Below are 13,605 nucleotides of genomic sequence, written 5' to 3' on the forward strand. Positions count from 1 at the left end.
TCGGTTCCTGCCTACTGCCGCCGGAAGCGGCGGCCGGCAAGGTCGATCTGGAAGCGGGGGAAGATGAAGACGCCGATGATGCTGCCGGCGTATTTCTCTTCCAGTCCCGTCGATTCCCCGACGCAGAATACCGGCTGGCGCGGCGCGCCGTCGACATGGATCGTGGTGGAGAAGCAGAAGGACGATGAGGAAGCCGCGGCCTGCTCGAAAAGTTCCAGGACGCGCGTGCGGTCGAGCGGCTCGTAGCAACGGATGAGGTTGAGCAGCCCGCAGGGGCGCAGCGGCAGGCCATGCGCCTGCGCGGCCTTTTCGCCGAGCATGAAGAGGCCGTTGGAAAGGTCGCCGGTCCAGCGCTCCGTCACGCAATATTGCGTCAGCAGTTCGTTGTCCGCTTCGTCGAAGTCCATCGAACCCGGCAGGAAAGGCGACGAGAGATCGGTCTTGATTATCTTGAACACTTACGACCCCACGGCAGCCGCCCGAATTTGATCCGCACATCCGCTCGCCGAGCGTGACATGTTGAAAACGAAAAATCCGGCTGACATTCCTCTCGAAGCCCGCCGAACCACTTTCTCATGTACTGAACTGCGTCCGGTTCCTGTGATCTTCGGATCGGACGTACGCGCGAAAACCGCGGCGGGCTCCCTCCGGAGCTTGCAGCGGCTTCATGGGACTGAGGGAATTCTGGCAGCACAGCCGACCGGTCGTGTCGAAAACCAGCACCTGAACCCCGGGTGAATCTTTAAAGTTCACTTGGGGCGTTGTTATAGTTAGTTTTTTGCTACCATCAACGGCTTTTTTGTCAATTATTGCACGGTTGGAAAATTTCTTCGGCAAGAACCCGCAAGCAAAAAGGGCGGCCCGAAGACCGCCCTTTCCGAACTGAACCGGTTTGGCTCAGATGTGAAGGCTGTCGCCTATCACATCATGTCCATGCCGCCCATGCCGCCCATGCCGCCCGGCATAGCCGGAGCGTCCTTCTTGGGCAGCTCGGCGATCATGGCTTCCGTCGTGATCAGCAGCGAGGCAACCGAAGCGGCGTTCTGCAGGGCGGTGCGGACAACCTTGACCGGGTCGACGATGCCGAGCGAGATCAGGTCGCCGTATTCGCCGGTCTGGGCGTTGTAGCCGTAGTTGTCTTCGTTCTTGTCGAGGATCTTGCCGACGACGATCGAAGCTTCGTCACCTGCGTTTTCCGCGATCTGGCGAACGAGGGCCTGGAGGGCGCGGCGGATGATGTTGATGCCGGCTTCCTGGTCGTCGTTCTCGCCCTTGGCGGAGATCTTCGTGGAAGAACGGAGCAGGGCTACGCCGCCGCCCGGTACGATGCCTTCCTGAACGGCAGCGCGCGTCGCGTTGAGAGCGTCGTCGATGCGGTCCTTCTTTTCCTTGACTTCGACTTCCGTCGAGCCGCCGACGCGGATGACGGCAACGCCGCCAGCGAGCTTGGCAAGGCGTTCCTGCAGCTTCTCGCGGTCGTAGTCGGAGGAGGTTTCTTCGATCTGGGCCTTGATCTGCGCGACGCGGCCTTCGATTTCGGCCTTCTGGCCGGCACCGTCGACGATCGTCGTGTTTTCCTTGGAGATCGAAACCTTCTTCGCACGGCCGAGCATGTCGAGCGTGACGTTTTCGAGCTTGATGCCGAGGTCTTCGGAGATCACCGTGCCGCCCGTCAGGATGGCGATGTCTTCGAGCATGGCCTTGCGGCGGTCGCCGAAGCCCGGAGCCTTGACGGCAGCGATCTTGAGGCCGCCACGCAGCTTGTTGACGACGAGGGTCGCGAGGGCTTCGCCTTCGACGTCTTCAGCGACGATGACCAGCGGCTTGCCGGTCTGGACGACGGCTTCGAGAACCGGCAGCATGGCCTGGAGGTTCGAGAGCTTCTTCTCGTGCAGGAGAATGTAAGCGTCTTCGAGGTCGGCGACCATCTTTTCCGGGTTGGTCACGAAGTAGGGCGACAGGTAGCCGCGGTCGAACTGCATGCCTTCGACGACTTCGAGTTCGGTTTCGGCGGTCTTGGCTTCTTCAACCGTGATGACGCCTTCGTTGCCGACCTTCTGCATGGCTTCGGCAATATCGAGACCGATCTGCTTTTCGCCGTTTGCGGAGATCGTGCCGACCTGTGCGACTTCTTCCGAGGTGTTGATCTTCTTGGCCTTGGCCTGGAGATCCTTGACGACTTCTGCGACGGCGAGATCGATGCCGCGCTTCAGGTCCATCGGGTTCATGCCGGCGGCAACGGCCTTGGCGCCTTCGCGAACGATGGCCTGGGCGAGAACCGTTGCGGTCGTCGTGCCGTCACCGGCGATGTCGTTGGTCTTGGAAGCGACTTCGCGAACGAGCTGGGCGCCCATGTTCTCGAACTTGTCTTCCAGTTCGATTTCCTTGGCGACGGAAACGCCGTCCTTGGTGATGCGCGGAGCGCCGAAGGACTTGTCGATGACGACGTTACGACCCTTCGGGCCGAGCGTTACCTTCACGGCGTCTGCGAGGACGTCGACGCCACGCAGCATCTTTTCGCGCGCGGTGCGGCCGAACTTTACTTCTTTGGCTGCCATTGTGAGAACTCCTGAAGAGATATCAGCTGAATTGGAAAAGGGTTATCGGCAGATCAGCCGATGATGCCCATGATGTCGGCTTCCTTCATGATCAGAAGGTCTTCGCCGTCGAGCTTGACTTCGGTGCCCGACCACTTGCCGAACAGAACGCGGTCGCCAGCCTTGACGTCGAGCGCGACGACCTTGCCGGATTCGTCACGGGCGCCGGAGCCGACGGCGACGACTTCGCCTTCCTGCGGCTTTTCCTTGGCGGTGTCCGGAATGATGATCCCGCCCTTGGTCTTTGCTTCGGACTCGACGCGACGAACGACGACGCGATCGTGAAGCGGGCGGAAGGTGGTGCTTGCCATTGTCTTATCCCTCGATCGAATGACATTGCGGATCACGAAACGGATCCGATGGATTGATGTTAGCACTCACCGTTCAGGAGTGCTAGCGATGCCGAGATAGGCGGCGGCGGGTTTCGAGTCAAGAACGACGCCGCGAATTTATTTCGGCCGGAATGGTTACCGCAGCCGGCAGATGGGAGCGCTTTGGCATGTCATCAAGGCAGGCATATGAAATTTCGACCGTTTCCCTGTGGATGGGGCAAAATTGCGGGAAGAGGCTTGTTTTCTTGGCGTCGCTTTGCAATGTCAGCCGGGCTCGACCTCGACATGGAAAACCCTGATGGCTCAACGCATCCAATCCTTCCGCGACATCGCCTCGCAATACGACGTGGTGCTCTGCGACGTCTGGGGCGTCCTGCATAATGGCGTCGAGGCTTTCTCCTACGCTTCCGAGGCGCTGGCCGAGGCCCGCGCCGCCGGCCTGACGGTCGTGCTCATCACCAATTCGCCGCGTCCCCATCCGGGCGTGAAGGTGCAGATCCGCGGGCTGGGCGTGCTGGACGAGGCCTATGACCGCATCGTCACCTCGGGCGACGTCACCCGCGCCCTCATCGCCGAGGGTCCCGAGAAGATCTATTTCATTGGCGCCGACAAGGACATGCCGCTGCTCGACGGACTGCATGTCGAGCCGGTCGGGCTGGAGGACGCCGCCGCCATCGTCTGCGCTGGTCTGCGCGACGACGAGGTGGAGGCCGCCGAGGATTACCGCGCGGAGCTTTCGGCACTTGCCGCGCGCAAGCTGCCCTTCATCTGCGCCAATCCGGACCTCGTGGTCGAGCGCGGCCACAAGCTCATCGTCTGCGCCGGTGCGCTCGCGCAGCTTTATGAAGAGCTTGGCGGCGCGACCCGCATCGCCGGCAAGCCGCACCGGCCGATCTACGAGAAGTCGCTGGCCGAGGCGCGCGCGGTGCGCGGCGATTTCGACATGTCCCGCGTGATCGCCATCGGCGACGGCATGCCGACCGACGTGCGCGGCGCCGAAGGCTACGGCCTCGACGTCCTCTACATTTCCGGCGGCATCCATGCCCAGCACTATGTCGAGGGCGGCGTGACGGACGAGGATAGGCTCGCCGCCTTCCTTTCCCGCGAGAACGCCCACCCGAAGTGGTGGATGCCCCGGTTGCAGTGACCGGACGGAGACGGTCGTCATGACGGTATTTCACAGGAACGAGACGAAGCAGCCGCTGCCGGAGCACCTGCGCGGCGGCGTCATCGCCATCGGCAATTTCGACGGCGTGCATCGCGGCCACCAGGCGGTTCTGCAACGGGCGCTCGACATCGCGGCCGAGCGCGGTGTTCCGGCGCTGGTCCTCACCTTCGAGCCTCATCCGCGCACCGTCTTCCGCCCCGAGCATCCCGTCTTCCGCCTGACGCCCGCGCCGCTGAAGGCGCGCATTCTCGAAGGCATGGGCTTTGCCGCCGTCATCGAATATCCCTTCGACCGCGGTTTCTCGGAAATCTCGGCCCATGATTTCATCCGTGGCATCCTTCTCGACTGGCTGCACGCCTCCGAGGTCGTCACCGGCTTCGATTTCCATTTCGGCAAGGGCCGGGAGGGCGGCCCCGCGTTCCTGATGGCGGCCGGCGAGGAGAACGGCTTCGGCGTCACGCTGGTCGATGCCTTCCGCGACGAGAACGCTTCGGTCATCTCCTCCAGCTTCATCCGCGCGTTGCTCGGCAAGGGCGCCGTCGCGGAAGCGGCCGGCCAGCTCGGCTACCGCTACACGGTCGAGGCCGAGGTGATCGGCGGCAAGCAGCTCGGCCGCACGCTGGGCTACCCCACCGCCAACATGCAGCTTCCGCCCGAAGTGGAGCTGCGCAACGGCATTTATGCCGTGCGCTTCCGCCGCCCCGACGGCAGCCTCCACGACGGCGTCGCCAGCTACGGCCGCCGCCCGACCGTCGATGCCAACGGCGCGCCGCTGCTCGAAACCTTCCTCTTCGACTTCTCCGGCGATCTTTATGGCGAAGTCTCCGCCGTCTCCTTCTTCGGCCACCTGCGCGACGAGCTGAAATTCGACGGCCTCGATGCGCTCGTCGTGCAGATGAAGCGCGACGAGGAGGAGGCGCGGGCGCTGCTGTCCGGCGTGCGGCCGCTCGGGGATATCGACCGGCGGCTCTGTTTCTGAGGTTTGTAGGCTTGGCGTTGCCCCTCACCCTAACCCTCTCCCCGCAAGCGGGGAGAGGGAACTAGCCCAACGCAACGATGAAGATTTGGGGAAATCGGCGCGGCATATCCCTTCGCCCCGCTTGCGGGGAGAAGGTGGCCGGCAGGCCGGATGAGGGGCAGCCGGAAGCGGCCCCCCAAATATACGCCCGCCGTCTTTTCAAAACGCCCAAAAGGCCGTAAGACCGCGCGCATGATGCTCCACCGGCCGACCATCGCCCTGCGAATTAGTGGCCCGGCCTTCCGCGCGCTCTGAGCGAGGCCGGAAGGTCCGGGATTTCGGGCGTTTTTGACAGCGCCCCCGCCGTCATCGCCGGTGCAGATGACAGATATTCCCCCGCATGCGCGAAAACCCGCGCGACGAGACGATAGCTATATCCATGACCGATACACCTGAAAAAGTCGATTATTCGTCCACCCTCTACCTGCCGCAGACGGATTTCCCGATGCGCGCCGGCCTGCCGCAGAAGGAGCCGGAAACGGTGGCCCGCTGGCAAAAGATGGAACTTTACAAGAAGCTGCGCGCCTCCGCCGCCGGCCGTGAAAAGTTCGTGCTGCACGACGGCCCGCCCTATGCCAACGGCAACATCCATATCGGCCATGCGCTGAACAAGATCCTGAAGGACGTCATCAACCGCTCGTTCCAGATGCGCGGCTACGATGCCAATTACGTCCCCGGCTGGGACTGCCACGGCCTTCCGATCGAATGGAAGATCGAGGAGAAGTACCGCGAGAAGGGCAAGAACAAGGACGAGGTCCCGGTCAACGAGTTCCGCCAGGAATGCCGTGACTTCGCCAGCGGCTGGATCAAGATCCAGACCGAGGAGTTCAAGCGCCTCGGCATCGAAGGCGATTTCGAGAAGCCCTACACGACGATGAACTTCCATGCGGAAGCCCGCATCGCCGGTGAACTCCTGAAGATCGCGAAAAGCGGCCAGCTCTACCGCGGTTCCAAGCCGGTCATGTGGTCGGTCGTCGAGCGCACGGCGCTGGCCGAGGCCGAGGTCGAATATGCGGATGTCGAGAGCGACATGATCTGGGTGAAGTTCCCGGTCGTCGAAGGCCCGGCCGATCTCAAGGACAATTTCGTCGTCATCTGGACGACCACGCCCTGGACGATCCCCGGCAACCGCGCCATCGCCTTCTCCTCGCGCTACCCCTACGGCCTCTACGAGGTCGAAAGCGCGCAGAACGATTTCGGCCCGCAGCCCGGCGAGAAGCTGATCTTCGCGACGCGCCTTGCCGACGAGGCCGCCGCCAAGGCGAAGCTCACCTTCAAGTTCGTGCGTGACGTCGCGCCGGAAGAACTCGCCGCCATCACCTGCGCCCATCCGCTGAAGGGCCTCGGCTACACGTTCCCCGTTCCGCTGCTCGACGGCGACCATGTCACCGACGACGCCGGCACGGGCTTCGTGCACACCGCGCCGAGCCACGGCCGCGAGGACTTTGACGCCTGGACGGCGAAGGCCCGCGAACTGGAAGCGCGCGGCATCTCCTCGAAGATTCCGTTCCCGGTCGACGACGCCGGCTATTACACCGCCGATGCCCCCGGCTTCGACGGCGCGCGCGTCATGGACGACAACGGCAAGAAGGGCGATGCCAACGAGCGCGTCATCAAGGCGCTGATCGCCGTGAACATGCTCTTCGCCCGCGGCCGCCTCAAGCATTCCTATCCGCATTCCTGGCGCTCCAAGAAGCCGGTCATCTTCCGCAACACGCCGCAGTGGTTCGTCTATATGGACAAGGAACTCGGCGACGGCACCACGCTGCGCTCGCGCTCGCTCTCCGCCATCGACGACACCCGCTTTGTGCCCGCCGCTGGCCAGAACCGCCTGCGCGCCATGATCGAGGGCCGCCCGGACTGGGTGCTCTCGCGCCAGCGCGCCTGGGGCGTGCCGATCGCCATCTTCGCCGACGAGAACGGCGAGGTGCTGGTGGATGATGCCGTCAACGCCCGCATCCTCGAAGCTTTCGAGAAGGAAGGCGCGGACGCCTGGTTCGCCGAAGGCGCCAAGGAGCGCTTCCTCGGCAAGGAGCATGACGCGGCCCGCTGGGCGCAGGTCATGGACATCCTCGACGTCTGGTTCGATTCGGGTTCGACGCACACCTTCACCCTCGAAGATCGCCCGGACCTGAAATGGCCTGCCGACGTCTATCTCGAAGGCTCGGACCAGCATCGCGGCTGGTTCCATTCCTCGCTGCTCGAAAGCTGCGCGACGCGTGGCCGCGCGCCCTATAACGCCGTCGTCACCCATGGCTTCACCATGGACGAGAAGGGCGAGAAGATGTCGAAGTCGAAGGGCAACGTCGTCTCGCCGCAGGACGTGATGAAGGAATCGGGCGCCGACATCCTGCGCCTCTGGGTCATGACGACGGACTATTGGGAAGACCAGCGCCTCGGCAAGACGATCATCCAGACCAATATCGACGCCTACCGCAAGCTGCGCAACACCGTGCGCTGGATGCTGGGCACGCTGGCGCACGACACCGGCGAGGAGATCGCCCTTGCCGACATGCCGGAACTGGAGCGGTTGATGCTGCACCGGCTGTCCGTCCTGGACGGTTTGGTGCGCGAGGGCTACGACGCCTTCGATTTCAAGAAGATCGCCCGTGCGCTCATCGACTTCTCGAATGTCGAGCTCTCGGCCTTCTACTTCGATATCCGCAAGGATGCGCTCTACTGCGACGCCCCATCCTCGCTGAAGCGCCGCGCCGCGCTTTCGGTCATCCGCAAGCTGTTCGAGTGCCTCGTCACCTGGCTCGCGCCCATGCTGCCCTTCACGATGGAAGAGGCATGGCTGTCGCGCAAGCCGGATGCCGTTTCGGTTCATCTGGAACAGTTCCCGGCGGTGCCGGCCGAATGGCGCGACGATGCGCTGGAAGCCAAGTGGGAGAAGATCCGCGACGTGCGCTCGGTCGTCACCGGCGCGCTGGAGATCGAGCGCCGCGAAAAGCGCATCGGCGCCTCGCTGGAAGCGGCTCCCGTCGTCCATGTTGGCGATGCGGAGCTTCTGAAGGCGCTGGAAGGCCAGGACTTCGCGGAAATCTGCATCACCTCCGCCATCACGGTCGTCGCCGGCGAAGGCCCGACTGATGCCTTCCGCCTTGCCGAAGTCGCCAAGGTCTCCGTCGAACCGAAGCTGGCCGAGGGTACCAAGTGCGCCCGTTCCTGGCGCATCACAACCGATGTCGGTTCGGATGCGGATTACCCGGACGTCTCGGCGCGCGATGCCGCGGCGCTCCGCGAGATCGGCTTCCGCCGCGCCGCCTGACGGGCGTGCCTGTTGACGGCCGGTGCTTTCCGGCCGTCGATTTGCCCGGATGAATTGCGCTTGAGGACGTCATCCGGTAATGCTGCCTGAAAATGGTCGGATTGTTCCGCCATGGCACGGCGGACTTTTGCCGTGTCACAGGTATTCGGCGTACCGGCCTGCTGGAAGGGTATTCATGGGAATGACGCGAAATATTCGGGTGCGTACCGGCCTTCTCGGGCTCCTCGGCGGCAGCCTCCTTCTGACCGGCTGCATGGGCCCGACCTACGGCACGGACAAGTCCGCCGGCGAGCAGCTGGTGGAGGACCTCGGCAATGCCGTCATGATCCAGCCGGATAACAAGGACGCCAAGAAGATCCGTTACCAGCCGCGCGGCGGCCTCGTCGTGCCGAAGGACAAGATGGCGCTGGCCAACCCGCAGCAATCGGTATCCTCCAAGGATAATCCGGAATGGCTGGAGAATCCCGAGGACATGCGCGAGCGCCTGCGTGATGAGGCGGATGCCAATGCCAACGATCCGCATTACCGCTCGCCGCTCGCCAACCAGCACACGACGTCGAAGCAACTTTCGAGTGCCGAGCAGACGCAGGCCTACCGCGAAGCCCGCCGGCTGCAGCAGGGCGCCTATTCCGACAAGCGCCGCTACCTGAGCGATCCGCCGGTCGAATATCGCAAGCTGCCGGAAGAGGCGCAGGCCGATCTCGGCGAACCCGAGAAGCAGAAGGAACGCCGCCGCAAGAAGGAGGCCAAGGCCGCCAAGCAGTCGGGTTCCTCCTGGTGGCCTTTCTGACGAATGACTGCCTATCGAATTCGTCCGGCGACCGCGGCTGACGCCGCGATCATCCTGCGCTTCATCCGCGAGCTGGCGGATTACGAAAACGCCCTCGATGAAGTCGCCGCGACGGAAGAGACCGTCGCGACCTCGCTGTTCGGCGAAGGCTCGGTGAGCTTCGCGGCGATCTGCGAGACCGAGGCGGGCGAGCCGGCCGGCTCCGCCGTCTGGTTCAAGACCTATTCCACCTGGCAGGCGAAGAACGGCCTCTATCTCGAAGACCTCTACGTGACGCCCGCCCATCGCGGCGCCGGCGTCGGCAAGATGCTGCTGCGCCACCTCGCGCGCGTCGCCGTTGCGCAGGATTGCGCCCGCTTCGAATGGAGCGTGCTCGACTGGAACGAGCCGGCGATCCGCGTCTACGAGGCGGTCGGCGCCGAGCCGAAGAAGGAATGGGTCCGCTACCGCCTGACGGGCGACCGGCTGAAGCGCTTCGCCGAAGGCTGAGGACGCTTAGCTTTCCCGCCGTTCCTTGAAGAAATCCTTGAGGATATCCGCCGCCGCGATGCCGCCGATGCCGGAATAGACGTCCGGCGCGTGGTGGCAGGTGGGCTGGGCGAAGAAGCGCACGCCGCTTTCCACCGCGCCGCCCTTCGGGTCCTCCGCGCCGTAGTAGAGGCGGCGGATGCGGGCGAAGGAAATGGCGGCGGCGCAGAGCGTGCAGGGCTCCAGCGTCACGTAGAGGTCGGCGCCCGCCAGCCGCTCCTGCCCGAGCTTTCGGGCGGCCTCGCGGATGACGGCAACCTCGGCATGGGCGGTCACGTCGTTCTCCGCCCGCGTGCGGTTGCCCGCCTGCGCGATAACGGCGCCGTCGAGCACCAGAACCGCGCCGACCGGCACTTCGCCCCGCGCGCCGGCCGCCCGGGCCTCCTCGAGCGCGATGTCCATGAAGCGATTTGTCATGCGCGGCACGAATTCCTCTTAACCCCGGACGCCTGACCTGATAGGACACGGCAAAACGCAGGCAGCACAAATGACATCCAAAGACAAGCCAAAACGGCCGGGCGGCAAGCCCTCGGGCCGCGATACCAAGCCGCGTGGCGCCGCATCGGCCGCCGCGGGCAGGAAATCCTTTGCCGAGGGCAAGCCCGCTGGCAAGAAGGCGGGGGCAAAGCCCTTCGCCGGGAAGTCCGCCCCGCGTGACGATCGGCCGGCCCCCCGTGCGGCAAAGCCCGCGCCGGCCGCCTCCGCCGGTGCCGAGCTCGCACCCGAGCGCATTTCCAAGCTTCTGGCCCGCGCCGGCGTCGCATCGCGCCGCGACGTGGAGCGTATGATCATGGAAGGCCGTGTCAGCGTGAATGGCGCGGTGCTGGAAAGTCCGGTCCTCAACGCCACCTTCGCCGACCGCATCGAGGTCGACGGCATGCCGGTGCGCGGCATCGAGCGCACGCGCCTCTGGCTCTACCACAAGCCGGCCGGCCTCGTGACGACGAATGCCGACCCGGAAGGCCGTCCGACCGTCTTCGACAATCTTCCCGAAGACCTGCCGCGCGTCATGTCCATCGGCCGCCTCGACATCAACACCGAGGGCCTGCTGCTGCTGACCAATGACGGCGGCCTTGCCCGCATCCTGGAACTGCCGACGACCGGCTGGCTGCGTCGCTACCGCGTGCGCGCCCACGGCAAGATCGAGCAGGCCGATCTCGACAAGCTGAAGGAAGGCATCGCCGTCGACGGCGTGCTCTACGGCGCGATCGACGCGACGCTCGACAAGACACAGGGCACCAACGTCTGGCTGACGCTGGGTCTGCGCGAAGGCAAGAACCGCGAGGTCAAGAATGTGCTCGGCGCGCTCGGGCTCGACGTGAACCGCCTGATCCGCATCTCCTACGGCCCGTTCCAGCTCGGCGAGCTGCCGGAAGGCCACGCCCAGGAGATCCGCGGCCGCACGCTGCGCGACCAGCTCGGCCCCCGCCTCATCGAGGACGCCAAGGCCAATTTCGACGCGCCGCTCTTCGACCACGTCTCGGAAGATGCGGAGGAGAAGCCCGCGAAGAAGAGCCGTAGCGAAACGCCCGCCTGGAGCGAGAAGCCGGCCGAGCGCCGCGAGAAGCCCGGCGACCGGCGCGAGAATGCCCGCGCCCGCCTCGACACGAAGCGCGACGACCGCTTTGGCGACAAGCCGCGTGGCGGCGGCCGTGACCGGGACCGCGACGACGACCGCTTCGACAGCAAGCCGAAGCGCGAGCCGGCGACGCGCGCCCGCAAATCCAATGTCTGGATGGCGCCCGGCGCCCGTCCGGTCGCCGAAAAGAAGGCGGAAAGCGCCGAGGGCGGGAAGCGTGAAACGCGCGAACGTCCCGAAGGCGCGCCCAAGGGCAAGCGCTACGGCCGCTCGGCCGACGGCACGCTGACCCGTTCGGCGAAGAAGTTCGATCCGGACCGCAAGGGCCCGGCCCGCGGCCGCCCCGGCGATGACCGGGCGGAAAAGCCGCGTATCCTGAAAACCCGCGACGAGGACGGTGAGTGGATCCGCGCCTCCGAGCCGGAAGCCCGCGACGAGGGCGGACGCGGCGGCTTCGGCCGCAAGCGCTCCGGTGCCGGCGACGAGCGTGCGCCGCGCGGTTTCGGCGATCGCCCGCCGCGTGGCGACCGTCCCTTCGGCGAGCGCAAGCCGCGCGCGGAAGGCGAACGCTCCTTCGGCGACCGTCCGGCCCGTGGCGATCGCAAGCCCCGCGCAGAGGGCGAGCGGTCCTTCTCGGATCGTCCGCCGCGCCGTGACGGCGGCAAGCCTTTCGGCGGAAAACCCGGCGGAAAACCCGGCGGCAAGTCCTTCGGCGGCAAGCCGGGCGGGCGCCCGGCCGGTGGCAAGCCCGGTGGTGGCCGTCCAGCGGGCGGTGGCCGACCGCGCGGCAAGGGGAAGTAACGCATCGTGCGGATCGTCGGCGGAGAGTTTCGCGGCCGTTCGCTCGTAACGCCGAAGTCGGACGATATCCGTCCGACGACGGATCGCACGCGCGAAAGCCTGTTCAACATCCTGTCGCATGCCTATCCCGAGGCGCTCGACGGCACGCGCGTGCTCGATCTCTTCGCGGGCACCGGCGCCGTTGGTCTCGAGGCGCTGTCGCGCGGCGCGCGGGCGGCGCTCTTCGTCGAACAGGGCGTCGAGGGCAGGGGGCTTCTCCATTCCAATATCGAGGCGCTGGGCGTGATCGGCCGTGCCAAGATCTTCCGGCGCGATGCGACGGCGCTCGGCGGCATCGGCACGATGGAGCCGTTCCATTTTCTCTTCGCCGATCCGCCCTATGCCAAGGGCCTCGGCGAACGCGCACTCGATGCCGCCCGTCGCGGCGGCTGGCTGGTCGACGGCGCCCTTGCGATCCTGGAGGAGCGCGCCGATATTCAACCTGCCGCGGTCGATGGTTTCGACCTCCTGGAGGTTCGCACCTTCGGCGACACGCGCATGCATTTCTATCGCTACCGCGCCGGTTGACGTTCGGGCCGCGGCGGCCTGCGCAGCAAAGGAATGAGCGATGACCGATGCCCTCGTTTCCGCTGAAAGCACCGGGGCCTCCGGCCCGACGGTCGCCATCGCGCTCGGCGGCGGCGGGGCGCGGGGCCTTGCCCATATCCATGTCATCGAGGTGCTCGACGAGCTCGGCATCCGCCCGGTGCTGATCGCCGGGGTCTCCATCGGCGCCATCATGGGCGCGGCGATGGCGGCGGGCATGACGGGCCGGGAGATCCGTGAGCACACGCTCGCCACCATCGGCCGTCCGGGCCAGATCATGAACCGGCTGTGGAGCCTGCGCCCGGCGGGCTTTTCGCAAATGGTCGCCGGCGGCTTCCGCGTCGGGCAGTTCAACCTGGAGCGCGTCCTGAAAGCCTTCCTGCCGGAGCGCCTGCCGGAGACCTTCGAGGAGCTGCCGATCCCGCTGAAGGTGATCGCGTCGGATTATTACGCCCAGTGCGAATGCGTCTGCGACAGCGGGCCCCTGCTGCCGGCTATCGCCGCCTCCGCCGCCCTGCCGGCGGTCTTCCGGCCGGTGGTGCTGAACGGCCGCGTCATGATCGACGGCGGCCTCTGGAACCCGGTGCCCTTCGATCATCTTGCCGGCAAGGCGGATATCACCATCGGCGTCGACGTCGTCGGCAAGCCGCCGGCCGGCACGGCGGAGGTGCCGAACAGTATCGACAGCCTCTACGGCGCCACCCAGCTCACCATGCGCTCCATCGTCACGCTGAAGCTGGAAAAAGGCGCGCCGGACATCTTCCTCCAGCCGGAGGTCGGCCGCTTCCGCGTGCTCGATTTCGTCAAGGCCGAGGAGGTCCTCGCCGCCTCCGCCGGCATCCGGGACGAATTGAAGCGCGCGCTGGATGCGCGGCTTTCCGCCATCGGCTAGAGCTTTTCCGCCTTTTCGAACGCAAAACCGCTTCGCACTTTTGC

At 65.5% G+C, this 13,605-nt stretch carries 12 protein-coding genes; 8 read left to right on the forward strand and 4 right to left on the reverse strand.

All coding sequences use genetic code 11. The features are described 5' to 3' along the window. Nucleotides 1-11: 11 nt before the first annotated feature. From ACZ48C_RS24165 to groES, 3 genes are all read right to left on the reverse strand, one after another. Entirely contained in the window at nt 12-458 is a 447-nt protein-coding gene (locus tag ACZ48C_RS24165; protein WP_119254425.1) for a hypothetical protein, read from the reverse strand. A 462-nt stretch (nt 459-920) separates the two neighbouring features. Further along, nucleotides 921-2,558, reverse strand: coding sequence for a chaperonin GroEL (groL, locus tag ACZ48C_RS24170; protein WP_119254426.1), 1,638 nt, complete (start codon nt 2,556-2,558; stop codon nt 921-923). 53 nt (nt 2,559-2,611) lie between these two features. Continuing rightward, nucleotides 2,612-2,908 (reverse strand): co-chaperone GroES, encoded by a 297-nt coding sequence (groES, locus tag ACZ48C_RS24175; protein WP_119254427.1) that lies wholly within the window; start codon nt 2,906-2,908, stop codon nt 2,612-2,614. Between the two features lie 319 nt (nt 2,909-3,227). Between groES and ACZ48C_RS24180 the strand changes: the two genes are divergently transcribed. The 5 genes from ACZ48C_RS24180 to ACZ48C_RS24200 all read left to right on the forward strand — a co-directional run bounded on the left by ACZ48C_RS24180 (nt 3,228) and on the right by ACZ48C_RS24200 (nt 9,665). Further along, on the forward strand, nt 3,228-4,076 hold the full coding sequence (locus tag ACZ48C_RS24180) for a TIGR01459 family HAD-type hydrolase (RefSeq protein ID WP_464783246.1): 849 nt from the start codon (nt 3,228-3,230) through the stop codon (nt 4,074-4,076). Nucleotides 4,077-4,095: 19 nt separating this feature from the next. Next, entirely contained in the window at nt 4,096-5,076 is a 981-nt protein-coding gene (locus tag ACZ48C_RS24185; protein ID WP_464783247.1) for a bifunctional riboflavin kinase/FAD synthetase, read from the forward strand. Nucleotides 5,077-5,494: 418 nt separating this feature from the next. Further along, on the forward strand, nt 5,495-8,386 hold the full coding sequence (gene ileS / locus ACZ48C_RS24190) for an isoleucine--tRNA ligase (RefSeq protein ID WP_464783248.1): 2,892 nt from the start codon (nt 5,495-5,497) through the stop codon (nt 8,384-8,386). Between the two features lie 175 nt (nt 8,387-8,561). Further along, on the forward strand, nt 8,562-9,176 hold the full coding sequence (locus ACZ48C_RS24195; RefSeq protein ID WP_119254431.1) for a hypothetical protein: 615 nt from the start codon (nt 8,562-8,564) through the stop codon (nt 9,174-9,176). Between the two features lie 3 nt (nt 9,177-9,179). After that, entirely contained in the window at nt 9,180-9,665 is a 486-nt protein-coding gene (locus ACZ48C_RS24200) for an N-acetyltransferase family protein (protein WP_464783249.1), read from the forward strand. A 6-nt stretch (nt 9,666-9,671) separates the two neighbouring features. On the opposite strand, the gene ACZ48C_RS24205 is transcribed toward ACZ48C_RS24200, so the two are convergent. Beyond that, the gene (locus ACZ48C_RS24205) at nt 9,672-10,121 is read right to left on the reverse strand and encodes a nucleoside deaminase (RefSeq protein ID WP_464783250.1); all 450 of its coding nucleotides are present in this window, start codon (nt 10,119-10,121) and stop codon (nt 9,672-9,674) included. Between the two features lie 70 nt (nt 10,122-10,191). Between ACZ48C_RS24205 and ACZ48C_RS24210 the strand changes: the two genes are divergently transcribed. From ACZ48C_RS24210 to ACZ48C_RS24220, 3 genes are read left to right on the forward strand one after another with little or no spacing between them, the layout of a single operon-like run. Further along, nucleotides 10,192-12,084, forward strand: a complete 1,893-nt coding sequence (locus ACZ48C_RS24210) for a pseudouridine synthase (RefSeq protein ID WP_464783251.1) — start codon at nt 10,192-10,194, stop codon at nt 12,082-12,084. Nucleotides 12,085-12,090: 6 nt separating this feature from the next. Beyond that, a complete protein-coding gene (gene rsmD, locus ACZ48C_RS24215; protein WP_119254435.1) occupies nt 12,091-12,651 on the forward strand; it encodes a 16S rRNA (guanine(966)-N(2))-methyltransferase RsmD in 561 nt (186 codons plus the stop codon). Between the two features lie 40 nt (nt 12,652-12,691). Continuing rightward, a complete protein-coding gene (locus ACZ48C_RS24220) occupies nt 12,692-13,561 on the forward strand; it encodes a patatin-like phospholipase family protein (RefSeq protein WP_464783252.1) in 870 nt (289 codons plus the stop codon). Nucleotides 13,562-13,605 lie beyond the last annotated feature (44 nt).

This window comes from Shinella sp. 1A1, assembly GCF_055379515.1.

Bases quoted from the DNA above. Each gene is read 5' to 3' on its own strand.
- groL (WP_119254426.1), bottom strand. From the start codon at position 2,558: ATGGCAGCCAAAGAAGTAAAGTTCGGCCGCACCGCGCGCGAAAAGATG.
- ileS (WP_464783248.1), top strand. From the start codon at position 5,495: ATGACCGATACACCTGAAAAAGTCGATTATTCGTCCACCCTCTACCTG.
- ACZ48C_RS24200 (WP_464783249.1), top strand. From the start codon at position 9,180: ATGACTGCCTATCGAATTCGTCCGGCGACCGCGGCTGACGCCGCGATC.
- ACZ48C_RS24220 (WP_464783252.1), top strand. From the start codon at position 12,692: ATGACCGATGCCCTCGTTTCCGCTGAAAGCACCGGGGCCTCCGGCCCG.
- ACZ48C_RS24185 (WP_464783247.1), top strand. From the start codon at position 4,096: ATGACGGTATTTCACAGGAACGAGACGAAGCAGCCGCTGCCGGAGCAC.
- ACZ48C_RS24180 (WP_464783246.1), top strand. From the start codon at position 3,228: ATGGCTCAACGCATCCAATCCTTCCGCGACATCGCCTCGCAATACGAC.
- ACZ48C_RS24210 (WP_464783251.1), top strand. From the start codon at position 10,192: ATGACATCCAAAGACAAGCCAAAACGGCCGGGCGGCAAGCCCTCGGGC.
- ACZ48C_RS24205 (WP_464783250.1), bottom strand. From the start codon at position 10,121: ATGACAAATCGCTTCATGGACATCGCGCTCGAGGAGGCCCGGGCGGCC.
- groES (WP_119254427.1), bottom strand. From the start codon at position 2,908: ATGGCAAGCACCACCTTCCGCCCGCTTCACGATCGCGTCGTCGTTCGT.
- ACZ48C_RS24195 (WP_119254431.1), top strand. From the start codon at position 8,562: ATGGGAATGACGCGAAATATTCGGGTGCGTACCGGCCTTCTCGGGCTC.